The organism is Kordiimonas laminariae (assembly GCF_023008165.1).
Classification (GTDB): domain Bacteria; phylum Pseudomonadota; class Alphaproteobacteria; order Sphingomonadales; family Kordiimonadaceae; genus Kordiimonas; species Kordiimonas laminariae.
In genome coordinates, this window is record NZ_JAKQZA010000002.1 from 24,835 (window position 1) to 45,208 (window position 20,374).

The window sequence follows — 20,374 nt, forward strand, 5'->3', positions numbered from 1 at the left end:
TCCGTGCCAGATTAAACGACAGCGAGCGCTTCGTCATCTTTTGGTTTGCTTACACCGTCACCCGGTAACATCATTTCATTGTGAGCAGCACCAGCTGGAACCATCGGGAAACAGTTCTCAAGCTTGGCAACCCGGCAATCCATCACTACAGGGCCATCATGATTAAGCATTTCTTCAATGGCAGCATCCAGATTATCAGGATGATCAACCATAATACCTTTCATGCCGTAAGCTTCTGCAAGGGCCACAAAATCAGGCAGGGAATCGGAATAGCTTTCAGAATGGCGACCTTCATAGGAAAGATCCTGCCACTGGCGCACCATGCCCATAAATTCATTATTCATAATGAAGATTTTCACGGGCAATTTATATTGCGCCATGGTGCCAAGTTCTTGGATATTCATCTGAATAGAAGCTTCACCAGCCACATCAATGCAGAGCTTATCAGGAAAGGCGATTTGTGCCCCGATAGCCGCAGGCAGGCCGTAGCCCATAGTCCCTAAGCCACCAGAAGTAAGCCATGCATTGGGACGGTCAAAGCCCAAGAACTGTGCGGCCCACATCTGGTGTTGGCCAACTTCTGTTGAAATAACCGCATCACGATCTTTTACAAAATGCTGCAATCGCTCAAGCGCTTTTTGCGGCATGATAATATCTTCACTATCTTCATAGTTTAAGCATTTGCGTGCACGCCAATGATTAATCTGATCCCACCATGCATTCAGTGGCGGCTGCCCTTCCGAACAGTTTTCTTCTTTCCAGATAGCAATCATGCGCTCAAGCACAGATCTCGCATCCCCAACAACAGGGATATCCACCTGTACGTTTTTGTTGATAGAAGAAAGATCGATATCCACATGGATTTTCTTCGATCCTGGCGAGAACTTATCAATAGCGCCGGTAACCCGGTCATCAAACCTTGCACCAATACAAAGCATTACGTCACAATCATGCATGGCATGGTTTGCTTCCCATGTACCGTGCATGCCAAGCATGCCAAGAAACTGGTTATCACTTGCTGGATAAGCGCCAAGTCCCATAAGGGTACTGGTCACTGGCATACCCGTAAGTTTTGCAAACTCACGCAACAGCTTTGAAGCCTCTGGGCCAGAATTAATGATACCACCGCCAGAATAAATAATCGGGCGCATACCTTTGGAAAGTGCTTTAACGGCTTCACGGATTGCTGTTTCATCGCCGTGCATCTGTGGACGGTAAGTGCGGTGCTCTGCATGCTCGGAAACTTGATAAGCTGCTTTTTCAATCTGCACATCTTTCGGCATATCTATAACCACAGGCCCCGGACGACCGTTTGTAGCCACATAGAAAGCTTCATGAAGAACCGTTGGTACATCTGATGTTTCTTTTACCAGATAGTTATGCTTGGTACAGGGGCGCGTGATACCAACCGTGTCAGCTTCCTGGAAAGCATCATTACCAATAAGATGGCGCGCCACTTGCCCCGTAATACAAATAAGCGGGATACTATCAAGCATCGCGTCAGTAAGGCCCGTAACAGCGTTCGTGGCCCCCGGCCCTGATGTTACAAGAACAACACCCGGCTTGCCTGTTGCCCGTGCATAGCCTTCAGCTGCATGGGTTGCGGCCTGTTCGTGGCGCACAAGGATATGCTTGATTTTATCCTGCTTGAAAATCTCATCATAAATTGGAAGGACAGCGCCGCCCGGGTATCCGAAAATGACTTCCACACCAAGATCCGTAAGCGCTTTCAGAATCATCTGCGCACCACTCATCTCGGTCGTCGTATCAATTGTCGTAGCCTCAGCTTGTGTCATCGCTTTCAGTCCATACCAATTACTAGCCCGATGACGTGCCCACTTTGGCTACTCGTGCCTCCCTCATAACAGTTGGGGGCGCTAAAAAGCGCCCCCAGGGGGTGGGTCTCGTCACAGTCTGGAACCTACTTGGGCTGAAGGTTCCATAGTATCAACACCTGGGCTGGTTAGGTGTCGATAAAACCCTTTTATTGTACGATTATTACTCAGTCAATAGGTTTTTTGGATATTTTATTCATTAAAATATCATATTCGCTTTCCAAATATTGCGCATTTAGGCAATTCCAATGCGAAAATTGGTTCCTGAACCATGTTAACTGCCGCTTTGCAAAACGTCGTGTCTGCATCTTTGCATCTTCGATTGCTTCCTCTTCACTCACCTCACCACGGATAAGTTTGATAAGTGACGGCACTCCGAGCGCCCGCATAATCGGTAGGCTGGTATCAAGGTTCCGCTCCATAAGCGCCTCAACTTCCTCAAGCGCACCTTCGCCGAGCATCATGTCAAAACGGCGGTTGCAGCGGTCATACAAAACATCTCTTGGCGGCTTGAGAATAAATTTATGGGCACAACCCGCTTTATCATGTGCAGTCATCGGGCCCGGTTCATTATTCTTTTGCCATTCACTCAGCGGTTTACCTGTCGCCCGGTACACCTCAACCGCTCGGCAAACACGCTGTCTATCGCCCGGGAATAAACGTTCCGCGATAACGGGATCATATCCTTTTAATTCGTCATGTAGCTTTTCACTACCATGCTCGCCAGCTTCCTCCCGAACCGCGTTCCGAATGTCATCCGGAATATCTGGGATTTTTGCCACGCCCTCGAGTAAGAATTTGAAATACATCCCCGTACCACCGATTACGATCGGGTATTTACCTTCATCCCATGCTTTTTCTATTTCTGTCATCGCGAGCTCAGACCAGTAAGCCGCGGAACAAACTTCACTACCATCCATAAAACGGTATAGCCTGTGTGAAGCCTGCAATTCATCCTCTTCACTCGGGCATGCAGTTATCACACGCAGGTCTTTATAAACCTGCATACTGTCAGCATTAATAATCACACCGTTAAGATCTTTTGCGAACTTTAAGGACAATGCCGACTTGCCGCTAGCGGTCGGACCTGCAATAAAAAGAGCCTGTTTCAAAAATACCTCACTCTGTTCAGGATGGTGCTTCATGGATATCGCTTTGACCCTCGTCGTCAACCCCGCGTTTGATATTTCACTGGAAAATATTGAAAACAAGGTAACCGATTTATTATCGCTCAACGAATATCGTGGTCGCATCTTATCAGAAAACAGAGCAATGGACCTGATTTTTGAAACCAAAGATCATCGCCGCACCCGTGAGATGCTTACCCCCGTGCTGAATAAGGTTGAAGGTTTAGATTGGGCTCTTCAGGCAACTAAGAAACGCAAGAAGAAACTCCTGCTCGCAGATATGGATTCGACCATCATCACCGTTGAGTGCATCGATGAGCTCGCTGATTTTGTTGGCCTTAAAGATAAAGTCTCTGAAATCACTGAGAGCGCCATGCGGGGTGAATTGGATTTTGAAGAAGCCCTTAAAGAACGTGTGGCTCTTCTCAAGGGCCTGACAGCAAGCCAGCTGGATGAATGCTATGAAGACCGGATTGAGCTGATGGGTGGTGCACGCACACTTATCCAAACAGTGAAAGCAAATGGCGGCTATGCCGCGCTGGTTTCAGGTGGCTTTACCTTCTTTACCGAGCAAGTAGCAGAACGCGTTGGCTTTGACATGACCCGCGCCAATGTTTTGGAGATAGCTGATGATCAGCTTACAGGTAAGGTCGTGCCTCCTATTTGTGGTGCGCAAACAAAACTGGATACGCTGAATGAACTAGCTGAAAAGCTAGAGCTGGAGCAAAGAGACATCATCGCCGTTGGTGATGGTGCTAACGATATTCCTATGCTTGAAGCGGCAGGGCTTGGTGTTGCCTATCACGCAAAACCAAAAACCCGCGCAGCAGCCAGAGCAGCGGTGACATATAATGACCTCACAGCTCTACTTTATTTTCAAGGGTATAGCGACGCGGACTTCTCCAACTAACTGCTAATTTAAATTTACTTCAGCTTATACTTGATATTCGCCTTAAATGCTTCGACTTCGAGCGGGGCATTTCTATAGCCGTATCTGGCAACATCCTGAATATGCTGAACGATCACTTGGTCAAGGCTTGAACGCTCAATTTGCAACACATGCACAAGTTCATGTGCAAGTTTAGGCCGATCAAGCTTATATCCCTCGCGGGCATAAATTGAATACCCAAAGACCTGTGCATTATTGATAACATCAGGGCCAACAAGTCCCAACTTCTCACCAAGGGCTTTCAGTGCCAGATTTTCATAGGGAAACGGGACCTCATCTACATAGATGACTCTAACTTTTTCTGGGTATTGAACGCCAACATCTTTGGCTAGTTTTAACTCAGTTTCATTAAGTGGCTTGCCAAGCTCTAATCCTTTTTTATCTACGTCCTTTGCCCATTCGATATATTGCGGCAACAACTGTGCATAAGCTTGCTCCTGTGCATTTGCAGAGAGAACCTGAAAACTCATAAGGACAGCAACAAGTATTGGTTTCAACATCTTTTATCTCTTTACGCTTCTACGTTTCTATAAGTTCTTCATTATATTTGGGAAACTTGTCACATAGTCTATAAAGCAGCGATTGGCGGTTCAGCGCTCGCTCCATCAATTTCACACCCTGCTCAAGGTCAATACCGATTTCCTGCCACATCACATCATAGACGTGCTCAAAATCTTTCATGATCGCAACAATCCGCTCGGCCTCGGGGCGCGCAGCAGCCGAAATATCATAGACCCGCTTACGAGAATCCTTTCCATCAGGAGAAGATGTAAAAAACCCATCTTTTACACTCCCTTTCAAGCGATTTTCCAAAACCTGACGCGAAATACCGATGTGTTTTGATAGCTCCGTCGAAGACATTGCTCCCTTGGTATAAAGTGCAAGAACAATAGAAATCTTGTTGGCATGCAAACTGATACCTAACTGATCAAACACCTCAGCACCTTGAATACTGATTAATTCAGTCGCTCGGAATAAAATCGCACCAAACTGCGGGCTTCGTATATCAGACATGTATTTTCCCTCTTTAATTTACGCAATTTTTTCCGAAATTTCTTGCACAAATCAAGTAGAAAAAGAGAGGCTGGATAACAGCCCCTCCTTATATTTCGCCCTTAAAGCTGTTCTTTTGTACCATCGTCCAACAAACGGAACGCATCCACACCATTTAGAAGCAAGCCTTCAGAACGTTTGCTAGGGAAACTGCCCCGATAGTCTTTCGGGTGCTTAACATTCACAGCGAATACTTTACCGTCATAATGCTTCCCAACTGACCATTGTGGTTGGTGTCCAACAACTACCGCCTTAGCGCCGAAGTGTTTTAGTCCTTTTTCCACAGTTTCCTGACTTAGATCCGCTTCAAAGTAACCACGGTACCAAGAAGGACCTTTACGTCTGTGAACCAAAACCGCTTCTGCGGCTTCATCTTGCGTTGGCACATAGGCCTGACGATACTGATTGCGTACGATAGTGTTTAACTCATCAAGGCTATAACCCGCTTCAACAATATCAGGGTGCAATCCACCATGAACAAACAGATATCCGTTAATCCGCTCAATTGTGTTTTTGCTCGCCATCCAGCGCCCTAAAAGAGCATCATCCCCAAAAAGATCAAACTCTTGTTTTTTTAGGGCAGCAGCAACATAGAAATATTTGTCTGCCGCTTTCTGGAAATTCCCCTGCAAGTTCTTGATCTCATGGTTACCAAGGATAAAATGAACAGTACCACCTGCCGCTTTTGCCTCTTGTTCAAGTTTATAAATAAACCAAAGAACCTGTGTTGTTGAATCGCCGCGATCAACAAAATCACCAACCAATACAAGATGGCCTTTGCCGAAAGTCCAGTTTAGATCAGCATCAATCACTTGCTGGGCAATAAGGAAATCCCGGAAAGTCTTGAAGTTACTTTCAACGTCAGAGATGGCAACAATCGGCTCTCCATCGTTATATACCGCTTTCGGTGTTTCCACATGCGGGGTTATTGTTAGATTAAATGTTGAATCCTCAAGAGGGAAATACACCTCTGCATCTAATTGGCCATCCGGCGCCATATATTCTTTCTCGATATAAAAGCCTTCTTTACCGCCACCTTTTATATAATGCGCAGCAATATTATCTCCTTCGTAAAACACATGAGGACCCTCGCCTCCAAGCTTATACGCAAGATCATTGTCGCCCATATCAATATCAACACCAAAGGCCACCGCCGCAGTGATAAGAGTTACCAACAACAAAGTTGCCGTGATAAAGAAATGTTTCAAATTGGTTAGGATAAGTCTCATAACTTTTCTCCATTTATAGACGCTACGCCGCGTCGTTATTCTTGGCCAAATACTTGGCAGTGGTGCCCCGTTCACGCTCACTTACAATCCAAACGCTCTAAACTTTAGGCTGCGTATGTCAGGCATATCGCTTTCTATTTATTTATGCAAGTTTTTGCGCAAAATATTGCATAAATAAATATTACCTTCACAATGAAACATAATTTTTCTCCATTTACGGACGCCTCGCCGCGTCGTTATCGTTAGGTGAACACCAGGCAAAGGTGTCCTGTTCGCGCTCACTTATAATCATGAGCATCGTTCGGTTTATTCGGTTGTCTTAAGTTAGTGGTTACATCTGCCGTTTAAGGATACTGAGCAGTTTGCCAGTTAAACGGCCAATTACCGCACCAAGCACTAAAGCAATTGGCACCAACCACCATCCTAGAAGCTCAGCAGTTCCCGGCGGTTGATTAGATATCATGCCCACTACGAACGCTTCACCGTGCGGTGCTGTCCAAACACCAATGCTATCCGCTAAAAATGGCTTTGCTAACCCCAACAGAACCAGTGCGGCCGCCACCAAATACCCAAATACTGCGGTGCCGTAATAAAGGCTTTTACCCACACCTTTTTTCACCGCTTCGATCGCTTTAAAACCTTTTGGGGGTGGTGCGCCATCAACGATGTGATCGACATAAGCACTGGCAAGGTCACGTGGATTACCAAAATCATCTAGTATATCGCTAACCGTAACCTCCGCTCCTTGCTCTTCCAGCCGATCATAAATATGGCTTTCAATTTCGCGGATCACCTCATCGGCGGTTGCTTTATCAAGGCGGGACAGATAGCGACCGAGTGATTTAAGGTATTCGTGAATCAATTCCCTATCAGACATCATGTTCTCTCCCTAGTTTGATTGTGCTTTGTTAAAGTCTGAAGGTCCGCCCTCCAGTATGCATTCAATATCTGCTGCTGACTTGCGCCAACGAGCACTGACTGTAGGAAGCACCTTTTCACCAAGCTCGGTAAGCCGATAATATTTTCTTGGCCTTGCACCCTCTTCCTGTCGCCAATCTGCATCGATTACCCCTTCCCGTTTGAGGCGGTCCAGAAGAGGATACAGTGTGCCCTCTGTAATCGTCACAGTTTCAAACTCATGTAGGAAGTTAAGAAGCTGCAATCCGTACAAATCCCGGCCTTTCAGAACAGCCATTATCACCAGTTCCAGGGTACCCTTCCGGTGTTGTACATCCCATTTTGCTTCAAATTTTTCTTGGTCTGTCATTGCGTAACCTTGTTTAACATAGTTACTATGTATTACCAAGTATGATGCATTACAATATGTAGAGCGATATTTTTTCAAAAAATCTATGAAAACACGGCACCAAAAAAAAAGAGGGCCGGAAAACCGACCCTCTATCAAGGTATTTACGAAAGACGCTGATTATTAATTATCAGCATCTTTCTTTTCTTTCAGAAGACGAAGTGGTACGTGTGCCGACACGCCGCGTACGTTGATGAGAACAAGAACGCTTTCACGGCCTTCATCACGAATTTCTTCGATAATCTCTTCAACTTCAGCTGGGCTGTCCACGCGCTTCTGATCAACACGTACGATTACTGCACCAACACGGATACCCGCATTAGCTGCTGGTGTTCGGCGTGCAACACGCACAACGGCAACACCTTCTACATCATCAGCAATCTTGTAACGGCGACGAAGATTATCGTTAAGCGGTGCTAGTTCCATACCTTCAACAAGGGCACGGTCGCTATCACGCTCACGCTTGGAACGAGGTTCTTCCTGCTCTTCCTCTTCCGCTTCAGGGTTAATAAATTCACCCGTTTTCACACGAATTGTCTGACGCTCACGCTCACGAATGATAACAACATCAACCGCCTGATCGATTTTAGTGCGCTTAACAAGACGGCTAAGGGAATTACTGTCTACAACCGGCTTACCATCCCACTCAATGATAATATCACCGTCTTCGATACCAGCGTCAGCTGCAGGGCCTTCAGGCTCAACACGTGTGATAAGAGCGCCCTTAGTAACGTCAACACGCATCGCTTTCGCGATATCTTCATTAAGAGGCTGAATACCCACACCGAGCCAACCACGGCGTACTTTACCGAACTCACGTAGTTCTTCTACAACGCGGCGAGCATCGTTTGCAGGAATTGAGAAACCGATACCTACGTTACCACCTGTTGGGGAGAAGATAGCAGTGTTCACGCCGATCACATCACCTTCCATATTGAAAAGTGGCCCGCCAGAATTACCGCGGTTAATTGGTGCATCTGTCTGGATATATTCAACGTCAGAACGGTTATTGATATCACGGTTACGTGCTGAAATGATACCAGCCGATACCGTACCACCAAGGCCAAATGGGTTACCAATTGCAACAACCCAGTCACCGATGCGGTCTTTATCACTATCACCCCACTGAACTGCTTCAAACTTCTCGCCGTTGCCAGCTTCAATTTTCAGAACAGCTACATCAGAAAGTGCATCGCGGCCCAGGATTTCAGCAGCATATTCTTGACCATCAGTTAGAATAACTGTGATTTCATCCGCTTCATCAATTACGTGGTTGTTTGTAATAACAATACCGCTTTCATCAACGATGAAACCAGAACCTAGCGAGCGCGCCTGACGCGGCTCATCATCTTCTTCAAAACGATCGCGGAACTGTTCCCAGAATTCACCGAATGGGCTGCCTTCAGGGAAACGGCGATTACCGTTTCTACGTGTATTACGCTCAATTGTTTGAACGGTGGAAATATTCACTACACTTGGCTGAAGCTTCTCAACAAGATTTGCAAAGCTACCTGGAGAATCAGCCGCAACTACGGGCTTTAGAGAAACCGTAGTCATCGCAATCACAAGCATCGCGATGACTGCGGCTTTAAGTGCCTGCATCGGTGCCTGTGCATTAATCGCTGTAACCTTATAAGTGCTCACGCACATACTCCTTATATTATTTATTACTCTTGCTGGCCGTACGCAGCATACTGCTGTCTTTCTACATCGCATCACCAAACTATGGTTGGGTCAACCCCATTAAGCGTAGCTTGCGATTAACGGAGACATCCCTGCGACAAACGCCCGATTCAGGCCAAGAGTAACCCCTTCCCACTTAAACCCAAGGCCCTGTTTCATAGGAAACAAGGCCTCCGGCACTTACCTTACGAAGCAAACGAAGGAGTACCTCCGTCCTTTTTAAGGTTTATTTTTTGCTTTCTGAATTCACAAACAGTTTAAAGAACTCACTGTCTGGTGAAAGGACAAGCGTTGTATCGTTTTTACCAAGCGCTTTACGGTACGCCTGCATGGTACGGTAGAATTCGAAGAACTCTTCATCTTTACCAAATGCATCCGCAAAAATCTTCACAGCTTGACCATCGGCTTCACCGCGAACAATCTGGGATTGCTTTTCAGCCTCAGCTACAAGCACAGCTACCTGACGGTCCGCATCAGCTTTAATTTTAACCGCATCACGGTTACCTTCAGCTCGTTTCTCCGCAGCTTCCTGTTGACGCTCAGTTTCCATACGCTGGAAAATCGCCTGGCTGTTTTGTGCAGGCAGGTCAACACGCTTCAGGCGTACATCAATTACTTCCAGGCCAATAGATTTTGCCTGCTCGTTAGTGATATCACTAATCTGCTGCATAAGCTGTGCACGCTCGCCAGATACGATATTCTGCATAGGCTCTTTCGCCAGCACCTGACGCACTGTTGATTCCATGATCTTTTCAAGAAGATCAGCTGCAATACGGTCATTGGCTGCAGCCTGATACCGAAGTACAGGATCAACGATACGGAAACGCGCAAAGCTATCAACGAGAATACGGCGCTGATCAGCCGCCAGAACTTCCTGAGGACGCACATCCAAGCTTAGAACACGCTTCTCGAGGAAAATAACCTGCTGCATAAGTGGGATTTTAAAATGAAGGCCAGCTTCCTGTACGGGGCGCTGAATTTTACCAAACTGCACAACAAGCGCTTGTTCACGTTCATTCACAATAAACACACTGCTAAGGCCGACAAAGACAATAGCAAACAGAGCGATTAGGCCAATAATAAGTTTATTATTCATTGCTTATTCCTTTCCGCCTTTTTTAGTGAGTTCATTCAGCGGAAGGTACGGCACAGCACCGCCTTTGCTATCGAGGATAACTTTATCCATGCCAGCCAAGATTTCTTCCATCGCTTCAAGGTAAATACGTTTCTTCGTAACATCCTTCGCGCGAATATATTCATTATAAACTGAGAGGAAGCGTGCCGCTTCACCTTCCGCACGAGCTACTGTCTGAGCACGATATGCTTCCGCACCTTGTAGAAGTTGCTCTGCTTTACCTTGCGCCTGAGGAATAACCTCATTGGCGTATTTTGTAGCGACGTTACGGGCACGCTGCTGATCAGCTTCCGCACGCTGTACATCAAGGAAGGCATCTTTTACTTCATCCGGTGCTTCGGATTCAATAATCTGCACACGAAGAACAGTAACACCCGCGCTATATTCATCAAGCGTACGCTGAATCATCTGAAGAGCATTTTCTTCAAGTTGACCACGCGCTGTTGTGATGATCGGCACGATTTGATTCTGACCAACCAGCTCACGCATTGCACTTTCAGCGACCGCTTTAATTGTACCTTCTGGATCTTGAAGGCGGAAAAGGTAATCACCCAGATCCTTAATACGCCAAACTACGTTAAAACGAACATCAACGATGTTTTCGTCTTGAGTAAGCATTAAGCTTTCATCAAGGGCTGCTACAGTCTGGCGTCCGGAACGGCGGCTTGAAGTTACGCTACTACCGATAAGAATCTGCTTCTCATCTGTAACACCACGTACTTCCACCGTTTCAACCGGATACGGTAAATGCCAATGAAGCCCAGGGCCAGTAAGTTCAGTACGTTTACCAAACTGAAGAACAACACCTTGCTCGTTTGGTTCCACACGGTAAAGACCACTCGCGAGCCAAAAAGCAATCGCAACCAGCAGAATCAGCCCGATACCACCAAAACCACTTGGCATAGCTTGTTTAAACTGCTCTTGTCCTTTTTTGATGATATCATCAATTTGCGGAGGCTCTCCGCCACCGCCACCACGACGAGGTCCACCGCCGCCGTTATTTCCCCACGGGTTTGGTTTGTCACCGTCACCGTTATTCTGCCAAGGCATAATCTTCTCCCCTTTGGCACCGTATGTCTTGCTAATTGCGTACGAACCTCTTTAACCGGATTGCTCGTACCTTATATTTCTATATAAGTTAGGCACTTGAAAGCTGCAACGAATGTCGCACATTTTCCTGGTTAAGAAAGTAAATTAATGTCAGATACGCTGAAAAAAGCTGTCACCGAAGCACTTATTTCCATTATTCCAGAAGGTTCGGAGCAAAATATCGTCGAAAGTGGTGCATTAGGCGCTGTGATTGTAGATGGAGATCAGGTTGGAATCATTCTGGATTTCAAAGATAATGCACCCCATGATGTGCAGACACTTCGCACTCTTGTGGAAAATACAGCTAAAACTGTTAAGGGTGTAAGCGCAGTAAACGTTGTAGTTTCCGCAAACAAGCCTCAAAAAGAAGCTCCGAAAATGGGCGTTGGCGGTAAATCAGCCCCTACTCCAACAAATCTGCCAGGCGTGAAACATGTGATAGCGGTAGCAAGCGGCAAAGGTGGTGTTGGTAAATCAACCACCAGCATTAATCTCGCCCTTGCTCTTAAAGCCAAGGGGCTGAAAGTTGGCTTAATGGATGCTGATATCTTCGGCCCTTCTGTTCCAACCCTCGTGGGAAGCGATGAGAAACCCGGCATTAAAGGCAAGGTTATTCAACCACTTGAAGCATACGGCATTAAGGTGATGTCTGTTGGCTTCCTTATTGATGTTGACCAGCCAGTGGTATGGCGCGGGCCACGGGTGATGGGAGCAACTCAACAACTTCTTAAAGATGTGGCTTGGGAACCACTTGATGTTCTCGTTGTAGATATGCCGCCGGGCACTGGTGATGTACAGCTCACCATGGTGCAGCAAGCAGTTATTTCAGGTGCTGTGATTGTATCCACACCACAGGACCTTGCACTTATTGATGCTCGCAAAGGCATTACAATGTTTGAAAAAACAGATGTGCCAATCCTTGGTATTATTGAGAATATGAGCAGTTTTATTTGCCCATCATGCGGCAGTGAAAGCCATATTTTTGGGCACGGCGGAGCAAAAGAAACCGCAAAAACAATCGGTTGCGATTTCCTTGGCGGCATTCCGCTTCACATGTCTGTTCGTGAAAGCGCCGACAGCGGGCAACCAATTGTTGCATGCGAACCAGACAACCCAATCAGCAAAGCTTATCTAGAGATTGCAGAGACCTTAAAGGACAAGCTTTCAATCTAAGCCTTCTCATAAACAACAAAAGCGTAGGATGGCTTACCGTCCTGCGCTCCATGATCTTCCCTCGAAACGGCTTTCCACCTATCTTCAATTTTTGGGAAATAAGCATGGCCCTCTGGCGCTAAACCAACTTCAGTAACATAAAGACGGTCACACAAATCCATTGAGGCAGCATAAATTTGCGCCCCTCCCGTAATCATCACTTCTTCAACGTCACCAGCAGCTTTAATAGCATCTTCGATAGTTGAAACAACATCCACACCTTCTGCAGTCCAGTCCGCGTTGCGAGTGATAACAATATTTTGCCGTCCGGGTAATGGCCTACCAATAGATTCGAAGGTTTTTCGTCCCATGATGATGGGCTTTCCAAGCGTTGTCTTTTTGAAGTATTTTAGATCTTCTGGAAGATGCCACGGCAAATCATTATCAACCCCGATTACGCGGTTTTCGCCCATAGCAACAATGATGGAAATCATACAAAGAACCCTTCAGAAGATTTTAGATAATGCTATCATCATCTACGGTATCTTCCGCAGGTTCTTCAAGCGGTAAATGAACGCGAACCGTAGTTCCTACCCCAGGCATACTTTGCACTGAGATAATCCCGCCCATGCGGTCAACAAGTTCACGGCAAATTGCCAAGCCCAGTCCAACACCGCCATGACGCCGTGAAAGGGCTGTATCTACCTGTGTGAACCGATCAAAGAGTGTCGCTTGCTTTTCTTCAGGGATGCCAATACCCGTGTCTTCTACTTCGAGCACCCAGCCGGCGAGGCCCGACTTGAAAGATTTTTCAATAATCCGAATACCGACGGAGCCTTCATGGGTAAATTTTATGCCATTTGTAGATAGGTTGATAAGGATTTGCCTTAGGCGTAATTCATCCCCCATCACTTTATCAGGCATATTGGCATCAACCTCGGCTCCGAAGGCGATTCCCTTTTCTTCAGCCTGCTGGCCCTGTATCGTTAGAACCCGTTCAACAAGTTCACGTACAGAAAGTTGCTGGCGTTCAATCTGAACCTTACCGGATTCCAGTTTAGCCAGATCAAGAATATCGTTAATTAGCGAAAGCAAATGAGAGCCACTTTGGTGGATATCTTTCGCATATTCGATATAACGTTCATCTCCGATAGGTCCGATTGCCTGTTCACCCAATAACTGGGAAAAACCGAGAATAGCATTCAGCGGTGTTCGTAATTCGTGGCTCATCGTTGCCAGAAATTCAGATTTCGCCCGGTTCGCTGTCTCCGCCGCTCTGCGTGCTTCCTCAACATCTTTGTTTAGGTTTTGTAGCAGCTTATAGTGTTCTTCGAGTTCTTCGTGTGCTGCCTTTAATGCTCTGGTACGACGATTTACAATTTCCACCACACGTTTCGAGCGTTCAGACTGAATCCAAATTGCGTAAACGAGTAAAATACTGATAACCGCCGAAAGAAGGAAAGTGACAATCACTCCCAAATAAGAAGGCCTAAAACTGCCCTCCACCGCATATGCCTGAACAGTCCAAACACCAGCACCGAAAGTTAGCTCTGTAGAAACTCTACGATCATCTGCGGCTTCTCGACTGTTATCTAATATCGCCGAACTTCCCGCAGCAATTGACGCCGTATTATCATCTTCAGCATCGAACCAACTGCTATTCAGCTGGATAATAAGCTCGCCTTCTTTATCAACATCATCCGCGATTTCTCTAACCAGACCGGGAAGATCAACCAACTGAACAATATAGGAAAGAGCACCTGCTTTGGTCACATATGGATTGACCAACAGAACAGATATTTCTGCCCCCTGATCAATTTCGGGAAAATCAGGTAGCAAAATTGCTGATGGCTTATCTTCTTTGCCCGTCGCACGTAAAAAGGCTGCAATTTGTTCGTGGCCACCAATATTCATTCCCAGCAATTGAGTTTGCAACTCAGCGTCAGGGGACCAAGGGTAAATTAAAGGAAACCTTGTGGTGTCACGCTCCAGAACCGGGCCTTTCAACTGAAAATCATTTCCGTAGAAAGATGCCATTCCTCTCAGAAAACCATCTTTCTCGGTCATTTCCAATTGGTAGGCGATTGCTACGAAATACCTGTGCTGCTTAAGAGTGGAGTTTGTAGAGACCAGAAGGCGAAATCTTTCTTCAGGAACAGATTTCGACATATTGTAAAAATCGTATAAATCCTGAGCGGCACTGAGGCTGCTGGTGATTTCACGGTGAAGCCGATCAATAAACAGATCAGCTTTTGAAGCAAATGCCGAATCTGCTTCTTGCTCAACATTGAGCCAAGCTTGCCGCGTCGCAAAAACAGTGATTATGACACCCAAAACAGCTACCAAGATTACTAAAAGTCGCTGTCTTGCCTCTCTATCTTTTTCTCGACCCACTAAAAATTCCCTAGCTCCAACACCTATACGGCTACAGCTCCTTTAATATGCGGATGGCTCTCGTAACCGACAATTTCAATGTCCTCAAATTTGAAATTAAACAAATCTCGCACATTATGGTTAAGCGAAAGTGAAGGAAGCGGTAAAGGATCACGCGTAAGCTGTAAATCCGTCTGCTCAATATGATTACTGTATAAATGAGCATCCCCTAAAGTGTGAACAAAATCACCAACTTGGAGATCACAAACCTGTGCAATCATATGAGTAAGAAGCGCGTATGAAGCAATGTTAAATGGTACGCCAAGAAACACATCAGCACTGCGCTGGTAAAGCTGGCACGAGAGTTTTCCTTCTGCAACGTAGAACTGGAATAAACAGTGGCAAGGCGGAAGTGCCATATGGTCAACATCAGCTACATTCCATGCTGACACGATCAAACGGCGACTGTTCGGATTGTTTTTAATCTGATCGATAAGGTTTTTAATCTGATCAACAGTTTCACCACTCGGGGTTGGCCAGCTGCGCCACTGGTGGCCGTATACAGGACCAAGGTCACCCTTTTCGTCCGCCCATTCGTCCCAAATGGAAACACCGTTATCTTTCAGGTATTTCACATTGGTATCGCCAGCAATAAACCATAGAAGTTCATGGATAATAGAGCGCAAGTGCAGCTTTTTCGTAGTAACCAGCGGGAACCCTTCGCTTAAATCAAAGCGCATCTGATGGCCAAAAACACTGTAGGTGCCGGTTCCTGTACGGTCCCCTTTAAAAACGCCCTCTTCTCGAATACGTTTCATCAAATCCAGATATTGCTGCACAGAAAGCTCCCCTCAGGTGGTGTTTAGGAATCTATAATCCTTGGGAGCAATTGAGGCAATGTCTATTCCCAAAACTGAAACTAAAGACGCAAGTGATTTAAGCCTTTTAATTGCCAAATTTATTCACTATATCAAGGGTGCTGCTTCGGTAGCTATGGCAATAAACGGCGCATTAAGTAAGTATTGCGGACCTGGGGGCGGTACCCAGCACCTCCACCATTAAGCCTTTTGGCATTATCTTGGTGGCACCACACCAAAGAAACAGATGTTTTCTTATGGGGGTGAAATAGGATCGACGTGTATTGAACGGTGTTTTGCCTTTTGCCCAGGATGGCACCGCTGTGATGGGCCACCTTATTATAAATGCAAACGACAATGACGTCGAGTTCGCTGTTGCTGCGTAAGCGGTCACAGTAAACTACATTTATGTAAATTCCTGAGGTTTGACGACTTCAGGTGGGGGTTGGGCCACCTAGCAACAGAACGGCCCGCTAATAAAAAGGCTCCGCTTGGGAGCCTTTTTTTTGTTTTTCGCTTAGCCTTCCAATGTCTAATCTTGACAGATTTCCCATGATGCAGGGCAAACCTGTTTTGGTGCCATATCTGCGATTGCTGCATCAAGATCAGCCAAAGTTAACACTCTGCTACTATGTTCCGCCGCAAACAATTCAGCATCAAAGCCTGCTTTTTCAATCGCTTCTTTAAAACGCACCAATGTTTCACTGCCTTTGGGTGACCCTTCCACTTGCCTTGAAAAGAAGAAATCCCCTGTCAGCATCATTTTAAGCGATGGCACATAAAACATCAGATGATGCTCTGCATGCCCATTTGGAAAATCAATATATTTTACTAACCCGCCAGCTATCTCGCCTGAAGCTCCCGCTGCTATAAAGCTTTCATCCGGGATATCCTTTGCAGAAACCCGTCTGATAGCATCATAGTTTTTCTGAGTAGTCACAATAGTTGCCCCCAAATCAAACGCATCCCCCGTACCACCGATATGATCACTATGATGATGACTTACAGCCAGTATTTTTAATGGCTTCTCGTTACCAGCTGCTTTTTGAACTGCCTCAAACCGATCTTTAAGACCACCATACCCACCAAGCGCGATATAGTGATCCCCGGCATCAATAAACAAAGAGAATTCCCACCCTTTACCCGCATGGTAAATGCCGTCAGCCAACCGCTCTACAACCATTTCAGAAACATCAATCCCCTGAGGCAGATCTGCATATCCTTCAGGTATTTGAAAAGCACCTTTTAGATCATAATCAAAATCTGCTGTCCGAAGGATTGACAGGTTTTCAGGTACACCGCCTTTGGTCACATAAAGTTGGGACGCAAAGGGAATACCTGCTTCATGTGTATGCTCAATAAAATTATAGGCAAAGACACTGCCAGGTATCCAGTGTGGGCGTGTCATTTTATGGATAAGACCTGTCTCTGGATCAATAAACAACGTATATTCAGGATGACCTTCAGCCCGAAAACTAATCTTTTCAACAGGCTTACCCGCAATAACGCCATTTCCTTCATGCTTGGCCTGTTCTTTATTTTCATAAAGCAATCTGGCGAGAAATGGATCAAACCTTGTCGGCGTTCGCCAATCAAGCGACGTAAAAGTACGGCCATTATTTCTATCTATTTGTTTTGATGCAGCATAAATACGGTGAGCATTCTCGCCATCAAAGATGTGGTGCTGAATATAGGGATCATCTCTTAGTCCAATTTCAACTCGGAATTCCTTGCGGGAGTTTTCGAAATCAATAATCACGCTGTTGTCATAATGATCGATATCAAATTCCCCCACAATATAACCCTGATCGTTTGTCAGCCGCTTATATTTGGTGCGTAATTTTACTGCTTTAAGGTTGAGTAATTTATCCCCGCCGTATGCAGACAAAGCTTTGTCTGCGAGCTTATCCTCTATATCCCCTGCGACAGCCGAGCCCGCAAGAGCTACAACACCAATACAAAAGAGCGATATATTAGAAATCTTCCCCATCATTCATCCCCTCAGTAGTTTCAATTTCCTCAAAATGGACTACGTATTCAGGACTGGTAATAAACAATAAGGTTGCGGTGAGTTGAGATGAACGTGCGATAAAATGTTATAAAATTTCATAACACTCCATCAAAATCTATCTCCATCGCGCTTTTGAAAACGCTGAAATATGTTTGTTGCACATTATTGTTAAGGTAATAATAGAGTCAGGTAAGGATTTTTCCCTTCAAGTATTTACAGAATGCGACTATAAGACCGCTGAAAACAACAAACAGACCGGGTTTTAAAATGGCTGAGAGCACTATTGATTACGATGCAAAGGTACAGCAAGCACTGCGCCAGGTAGTCAGTAACGTTTTAAAAGATGTAGAACATGATGGCCTGCCGGGCGATCACCATTTCTATATTGCCTTTAAAACGCAGGCACCCGGTGTTGATATTCCAGGACATCTGATCAGCCGTTTCCCAGATGAAATGACCATTGTGGTTCAACATAAATTTTGGAACTTGAAGGTACATGAAGATTATTTTGAAATCATGTTGTCCTTTAATCAAGCACCTGAGAACCTGATTATTCCATTTGATGCAATTGTTGGTTTTGTAGACCCAAGCGTTCAATTTGCCCTTCAGTTTCACGATGCATCTGATATTCCTGCTGATCTGGATACAGAGGAAGAAATCGATGATCTTCCTGAACCAATCATTGAAAAAGCAGCTACAGAAGAAAATGTAGATAACAAAGCAGCTGATACCGACGCAAATAGTGACAATATCGTTGCACTCGACGCTTTCCGCAGAAAATAGCGTGGCGGTGCGGTTTTAACTGGCCCGTAAGCGCAATCCTTTCTATAAGCAAATCATGTATTTTTGCTGTGCAACATTCGTGTGCACACCGCTTGATTATGAGCACCATCAGAAAGGGCCACTTATGTCTGATTGGACGTATTCAAAACTATTCCAGCCTGGTGTTGATGAAACACCATACAGAAAAATCACCTCTGATTATGTTTCAACCATAGAGGTTGACGGACGACAAATTCTTAAAGTTGATGACAAGGGGCTGGAGCTACTTGCAAAAGAAGCGATGGCAGATATCGCACACCTTTTGCGGCCCGGCCATCTTCAACAGCTCGCTGATATCCTTGATGATGATGAAGCCAGTGACAATGACCGTTTTGTTGCTAAAGAGCTTCTGAAAAACGCTAACATCGCAGCAGGCCGCGTGCTTCCAAGCTGTCAGGATACAGGCACTGCAATTATTGTTGGTAAAAAAGGCCAGCACGTTTGGACAGACGGGGATGATGGCGCGCCTCTTACCCAAGGCGTGATGCGTACTTATACAGAAACCAACCTGCGTTACAGCCAGATGGCCCCTCTTTCCATGTATAAAGAGGTGAACACAAAGAATAACACACCTGCACAGATTGATCTCTATTCCACAACAGGTAACGAATACCATTTCCTCTTCATGGCGAAGGGTGGCGGCAGTGCCAACAAAACCTTCCTGTTCCAGCAAACCCCGGCATCTCTGCGCGAAGACAAGATGCTGGCTTTCCTTGAAGAGAAAATTAAAACGCTAGGCACGTCCGCCTGCCCGCCATATCACTTGGCAATTTGTATTGGCGGCCTTTCTGCAGAGCAAAATCTGGCGACAGTGAAAAAGGCCTCGGCTCGTGATTATGACAATCTTCCAACAGAAGGTGATGCAACAGGCCGTGCGTTCCGTGATGTGGAAATGGAAAAGCAAATCCACAAGATGACACAGAACCTCGGCATCGGTGCCCAGTTCGGCGGTAAATACTTCTGCCACGATGTACGTGTTATTCGCCTGCCGCGCCACGGCGCCAGCCTGCCTGTAGGCATTGGTGTTTCTTGTTCTGCTGACCGTCAGGCAAAAGGCAAGATCACTCCGGAAGGTATCTTCCTAGAGCAACTAGAGACTGATCCAGCCAAGTATCAACCAGATGTAACGGAAGAAAACCTTTCTGAAGAAGTGGTAAAGGTTGATCTGAACCGACCGATGAAAGAAGTGTTGGCTGAACTTTCACAGTATCCAATCAAAACGCGCCTTTCACTTACAGGGACGATCGTTGTTGCCCGCGATCTGGCCCATGCACGTGTACAAGCGAATATGGAAGCTGGCGCTGAGATGCCATCATATTTTAAAGATCACATCATTTATTATGCTGGCCCTGCCAAAACACCCGAGGGTTATGCGTCAGGCAGCTTTGGCCCAACCACCGCAGGCCGTATGGATAGCTATGTTGGCCCATTCCAGAAACTTGGCGGTAGCATGATCAGCCTTGCAAAAGGTAACCGCTCCCGCGATGTAACAAAAGCATGTGCTGAGCACGGCGGTTTTTATCTGGGTTCTATTGGCGGCCCTGCTGCGATCCTTGCAAAGAACAATATCAAGAAAGTGGAAGTGCTTGATTTTGAAGACCTGGGCATGGAAGCTGTTTGGAAAATCGAGGTAGAAGACTTCCCAGCCTTTATCGTTGTAGACGACAAAGGCAACGATTTCTTCCAAGCGCTTTAAACAATAAAAAGCAGGCTGGCGGAGAAAACACCAGCCTGCTTTTTTTAACTTCAAACA

The 20,374-nt window shown here is 45.9% G+C and carries 18 protein-coding genes and 1 other RNA gene; 5 read left to right on the plus strand and 14 right to left on the minus strand.

Features of this window, described 5'->3' with window-relative positions:
• Positions 1-11: 11 nt before the first annotated feature.
• Complete coding sequence (locus MF542_RS03530; RefSeq protein ID WP_247016029.1) at positions 12-1,796, minus strand: acetolactate synthase 3 large subunit; 1,785 nt, start codon at positions 1,794-1,796, stop codon at positions 12-14.
• 206 nt (positions 1,797-2,002) lie between these two features.
• Positions 2,003-2,947, minus strand: coding sequence for a tRNA (adenosine(37)-N6)-dimethylallyltransferase MiaA (gene miaA, locus MF542_RS03535; protein ID WP_247016031.1), 945 nt, complete (start codon positions 2,945-2,947; stop codon positions 2,003-2,005).
• Between the two features lie 31 nt (positions 2,948-2,978).
• Between miaA and serB the strand changes: the two genes are divergently transcribed.
• On the plus strand, positions 2,979-3,872 hold the full coding sequence (gene serB / locus MF542_RS03540; RefSeq protein ID WP_247016033.1) for a phosphoserine phosphatase SerB: 894 nt from the start codon (positions 2,979-2,981) through the stop codon (positions 3,870-3,872).
• Positions 3,873-3,886: 14 nt separating this feature from the next.
• Here the strand turns inward: serB and MF542_RS03545 are convergent, their stop codons facing one another.
• The 8 genes from MF542_RS03545 to hflK all read right to left on the minus strand — a co-directional run bounded on the left by MF542_RS03545 (position 3,887) and on the right by hflK (position 11,367).
• Positions 3,887-4,381 (minus strand): hypothetical protein, encoded by a 495-nt coding sequence (locus MF542_RS03545; RefSeq protein WP_343264850.1) that lies wholly within the window; start codon positions 4,379-4,381, stop codon positions 3,887-3,889.
• Between the two features lie 49 nt (positions 4,382-4,430).
• On the minus strand, positions 4,431-4,925 hold the full coding sequence (locus tag MF542_RS03550; RefSeq protein WP_247016037.1) for a MarR family winged helix-turn-helix transcriptional regulator: 495 nt from the start codon (positions 4,923-4,925) through the stop codon (positions 4,431-4,433).
• Positions 4,926-5,026: 101 nt separating this feature from the next.
• On the minus strand, positions 5,027-6,193 hold the full coding sequence (locus MF542_RS03555) for a metallophosphoesterase (protein ID WP_247016039.1): 1,167 nt from the start codon (positions 6,191-6,193) through the stop codon (positions 5,027-5,029).
• 331 nt (positions 6,194-6,524) lie between these two features.
• A complete protein-coding gene (locus tag MF542_RS03560; protein ID WP_247016041.1) occupies positions 6,525-7,073 on the minus strand; it encodes an HAAS signaling domain-containing protein in 549 nt (182 codons plus the stop codon).
• A gap of 9 nt (positions 7,074-7,082) precedes the next feature.
• Positions 7,083-7,460 (minus strand): PadR family transcriptional regulator, encoded by a 378-nt coding sequence (locus tag MF542_RS03565; RefSeq protein WP_247016043.1) that lies wholly within the window; start codon positions 7,458-7,460, stop codon positions 7,083-7,085.
• Positions 7,461-7,622: 162 nt separating this feature from the next.
• Positions 7,623-9,143 (minus strand): Do family serine endopeptidase, encoded by a 1,521-nt coding sequence (locus MF542_RS03570; RefSeq protein ID WP_247016045.1) that lies wholly within the window; start codon positions 9,141-9,143, stop codon positions 7,623-7,625.
• 265 nt (positions 9,144-9,408) lie between these two features.
• Positions 9,409-10,278 (minus strand): protease modulator HflC, encoded by an 870-nt coding sequence (gene hflC / locus MF542_RS03575; RefSeq protein ID WP_247016047.1) that lies wholly within the window; start codon positions 10,276-10,278, stop codon positions 9,409-9,411.
• Positions 10,279-10,281: 3 nt separating this feature from the next.
• Positions 10,282-11,367: an FtsH protease activity modulator HflK gene (gene hflK / locus MF542_RS03580; protein ID WP_247016049.1), complete on the minus strand. Its 1,086-nt coding sequence runs from the start codon at positions 11,365-11,367 to the stop codon at positions 10,282-10,284.
• A 147-nt stretch (positions 11,368-11,514) separates the two neighbouring features.
• Here hflK and MF542_RS03585 point away from each other — a divergent pair, with 147 nt between their 5' ends.
• A complete protein-coding gene (locus MF542_RS03585; protein ID WP_247016051.1) occupies positions 11,515-12,579 on the plus strand; it encodes an Mrp/NBP35 family ATP-binding protein in 1,065 nt (354 codons plus the stop codon).
• Here MF542_RS03585 and MF542_RS03590 read toward each other — a convergent pair.
• The 3 genes from MF542_RS03590 to MF542_RS03600 are packed head-to-tail and all read right to left on the minus strand — an operon-like array spanning position 12,576 to position 15,770.
• On the minus strand, positions 12,576-13,052 hold the full coding sequence (locus MF542_RS03590) for a dihydrofolate reductase (protein ID WP_247016053.1): 477 nt from the start codon (positions 13,050-13,052) through the stop codon (positions 12,576-12,578). The two genes, MF542_RS03585 and MF542_RS03590, sit on opposite strands and share 4 nt — an antisense overlap.
• A gap of 22 nt (positions 13,053-13,074) precedes the next feature.
• A complete protein-coding gene (locus MF542_RS03595) occupies positions 13,075-14,952 on the minus strand; it encodes a sensor histidine kinase (protein WP_247016055.1) in 1,878 nt (625 codons plus the stop codon).
• 23 nt (positions 14,953-14,975) lie between these two features.
• The gene (locus MF542_RS03600) at positions 14,976-15,770 is read right to left on the minus strand and encodes a thymidylate synthase (protein ID WP_247016057.1); all 795 of its coding nucleotides are present in this window, start codon (positions 15,768-15,770) and stop codon (positions 14,976-14,978) included.
• 100 nt (positions 15,771-15,870) lie between these two features.
• Here MF542_RS03600 and ssrA point away from each other — a divergent pair.
• Positions 15,871-16,263: a transfer-messenger RNA gene (gene ssrA, locus MF542_RS03605) on the plus strand.
• A 57-nt stretch (positions 16,264-16,320) separates the two neighbouring features.
• Here the strand turns inward: ssrA and MF542_RS03610 are convergent.
• Positions 16,321-17,778 carry an MBL fold metallo-hydrolase gene (locus tag MF542_RS03610; RefSeq protein ID WP_247016059.1) on the minus strand — a complete coding sequence of 486 codons (1,458 nt, stop codon included), beginning with the start codon at positions 17,776-17,778 and terminating at the stop codon, positions 16,321-16,323.
• A gap of 288 nt (positions 17,779-18,066) precedes the next feature.
• On the opposite strand from MF542_RS03610, the gene MF542_RS03615 reads away from it, so the two are divergent.
• Both MF542_RS03615 and MF542_RS03620 read left to right on the plus strand, forming a co-directional pair.
• Positions 18,067-18,582 carry an SspB family protein gene (locus MF542_RS03615; RefSeq protein ID WP_247016061.1) on the plus strand — a complete coding sequence of 172 codons (516 nt, stop codon included), beginning with the start codon at positions 18,067-18,069 and terminating at the stop codon, positions 18,580-18,582.
• Between the two features lie 124 nt (positions 18,583-18,706).
• Positions 18,707-20,317: a fumarate hydratase gene (locus MF542_RS03620; protein WP_247016063.1), complete on the plus strand. Its 1,611-nt coding sequence runs from the start codon at positions 18,707-18,709 to the stop codon at positions 20,315-20,317.
• Positions 20,318-20,374: the final 57 nt, after the last annotated feature.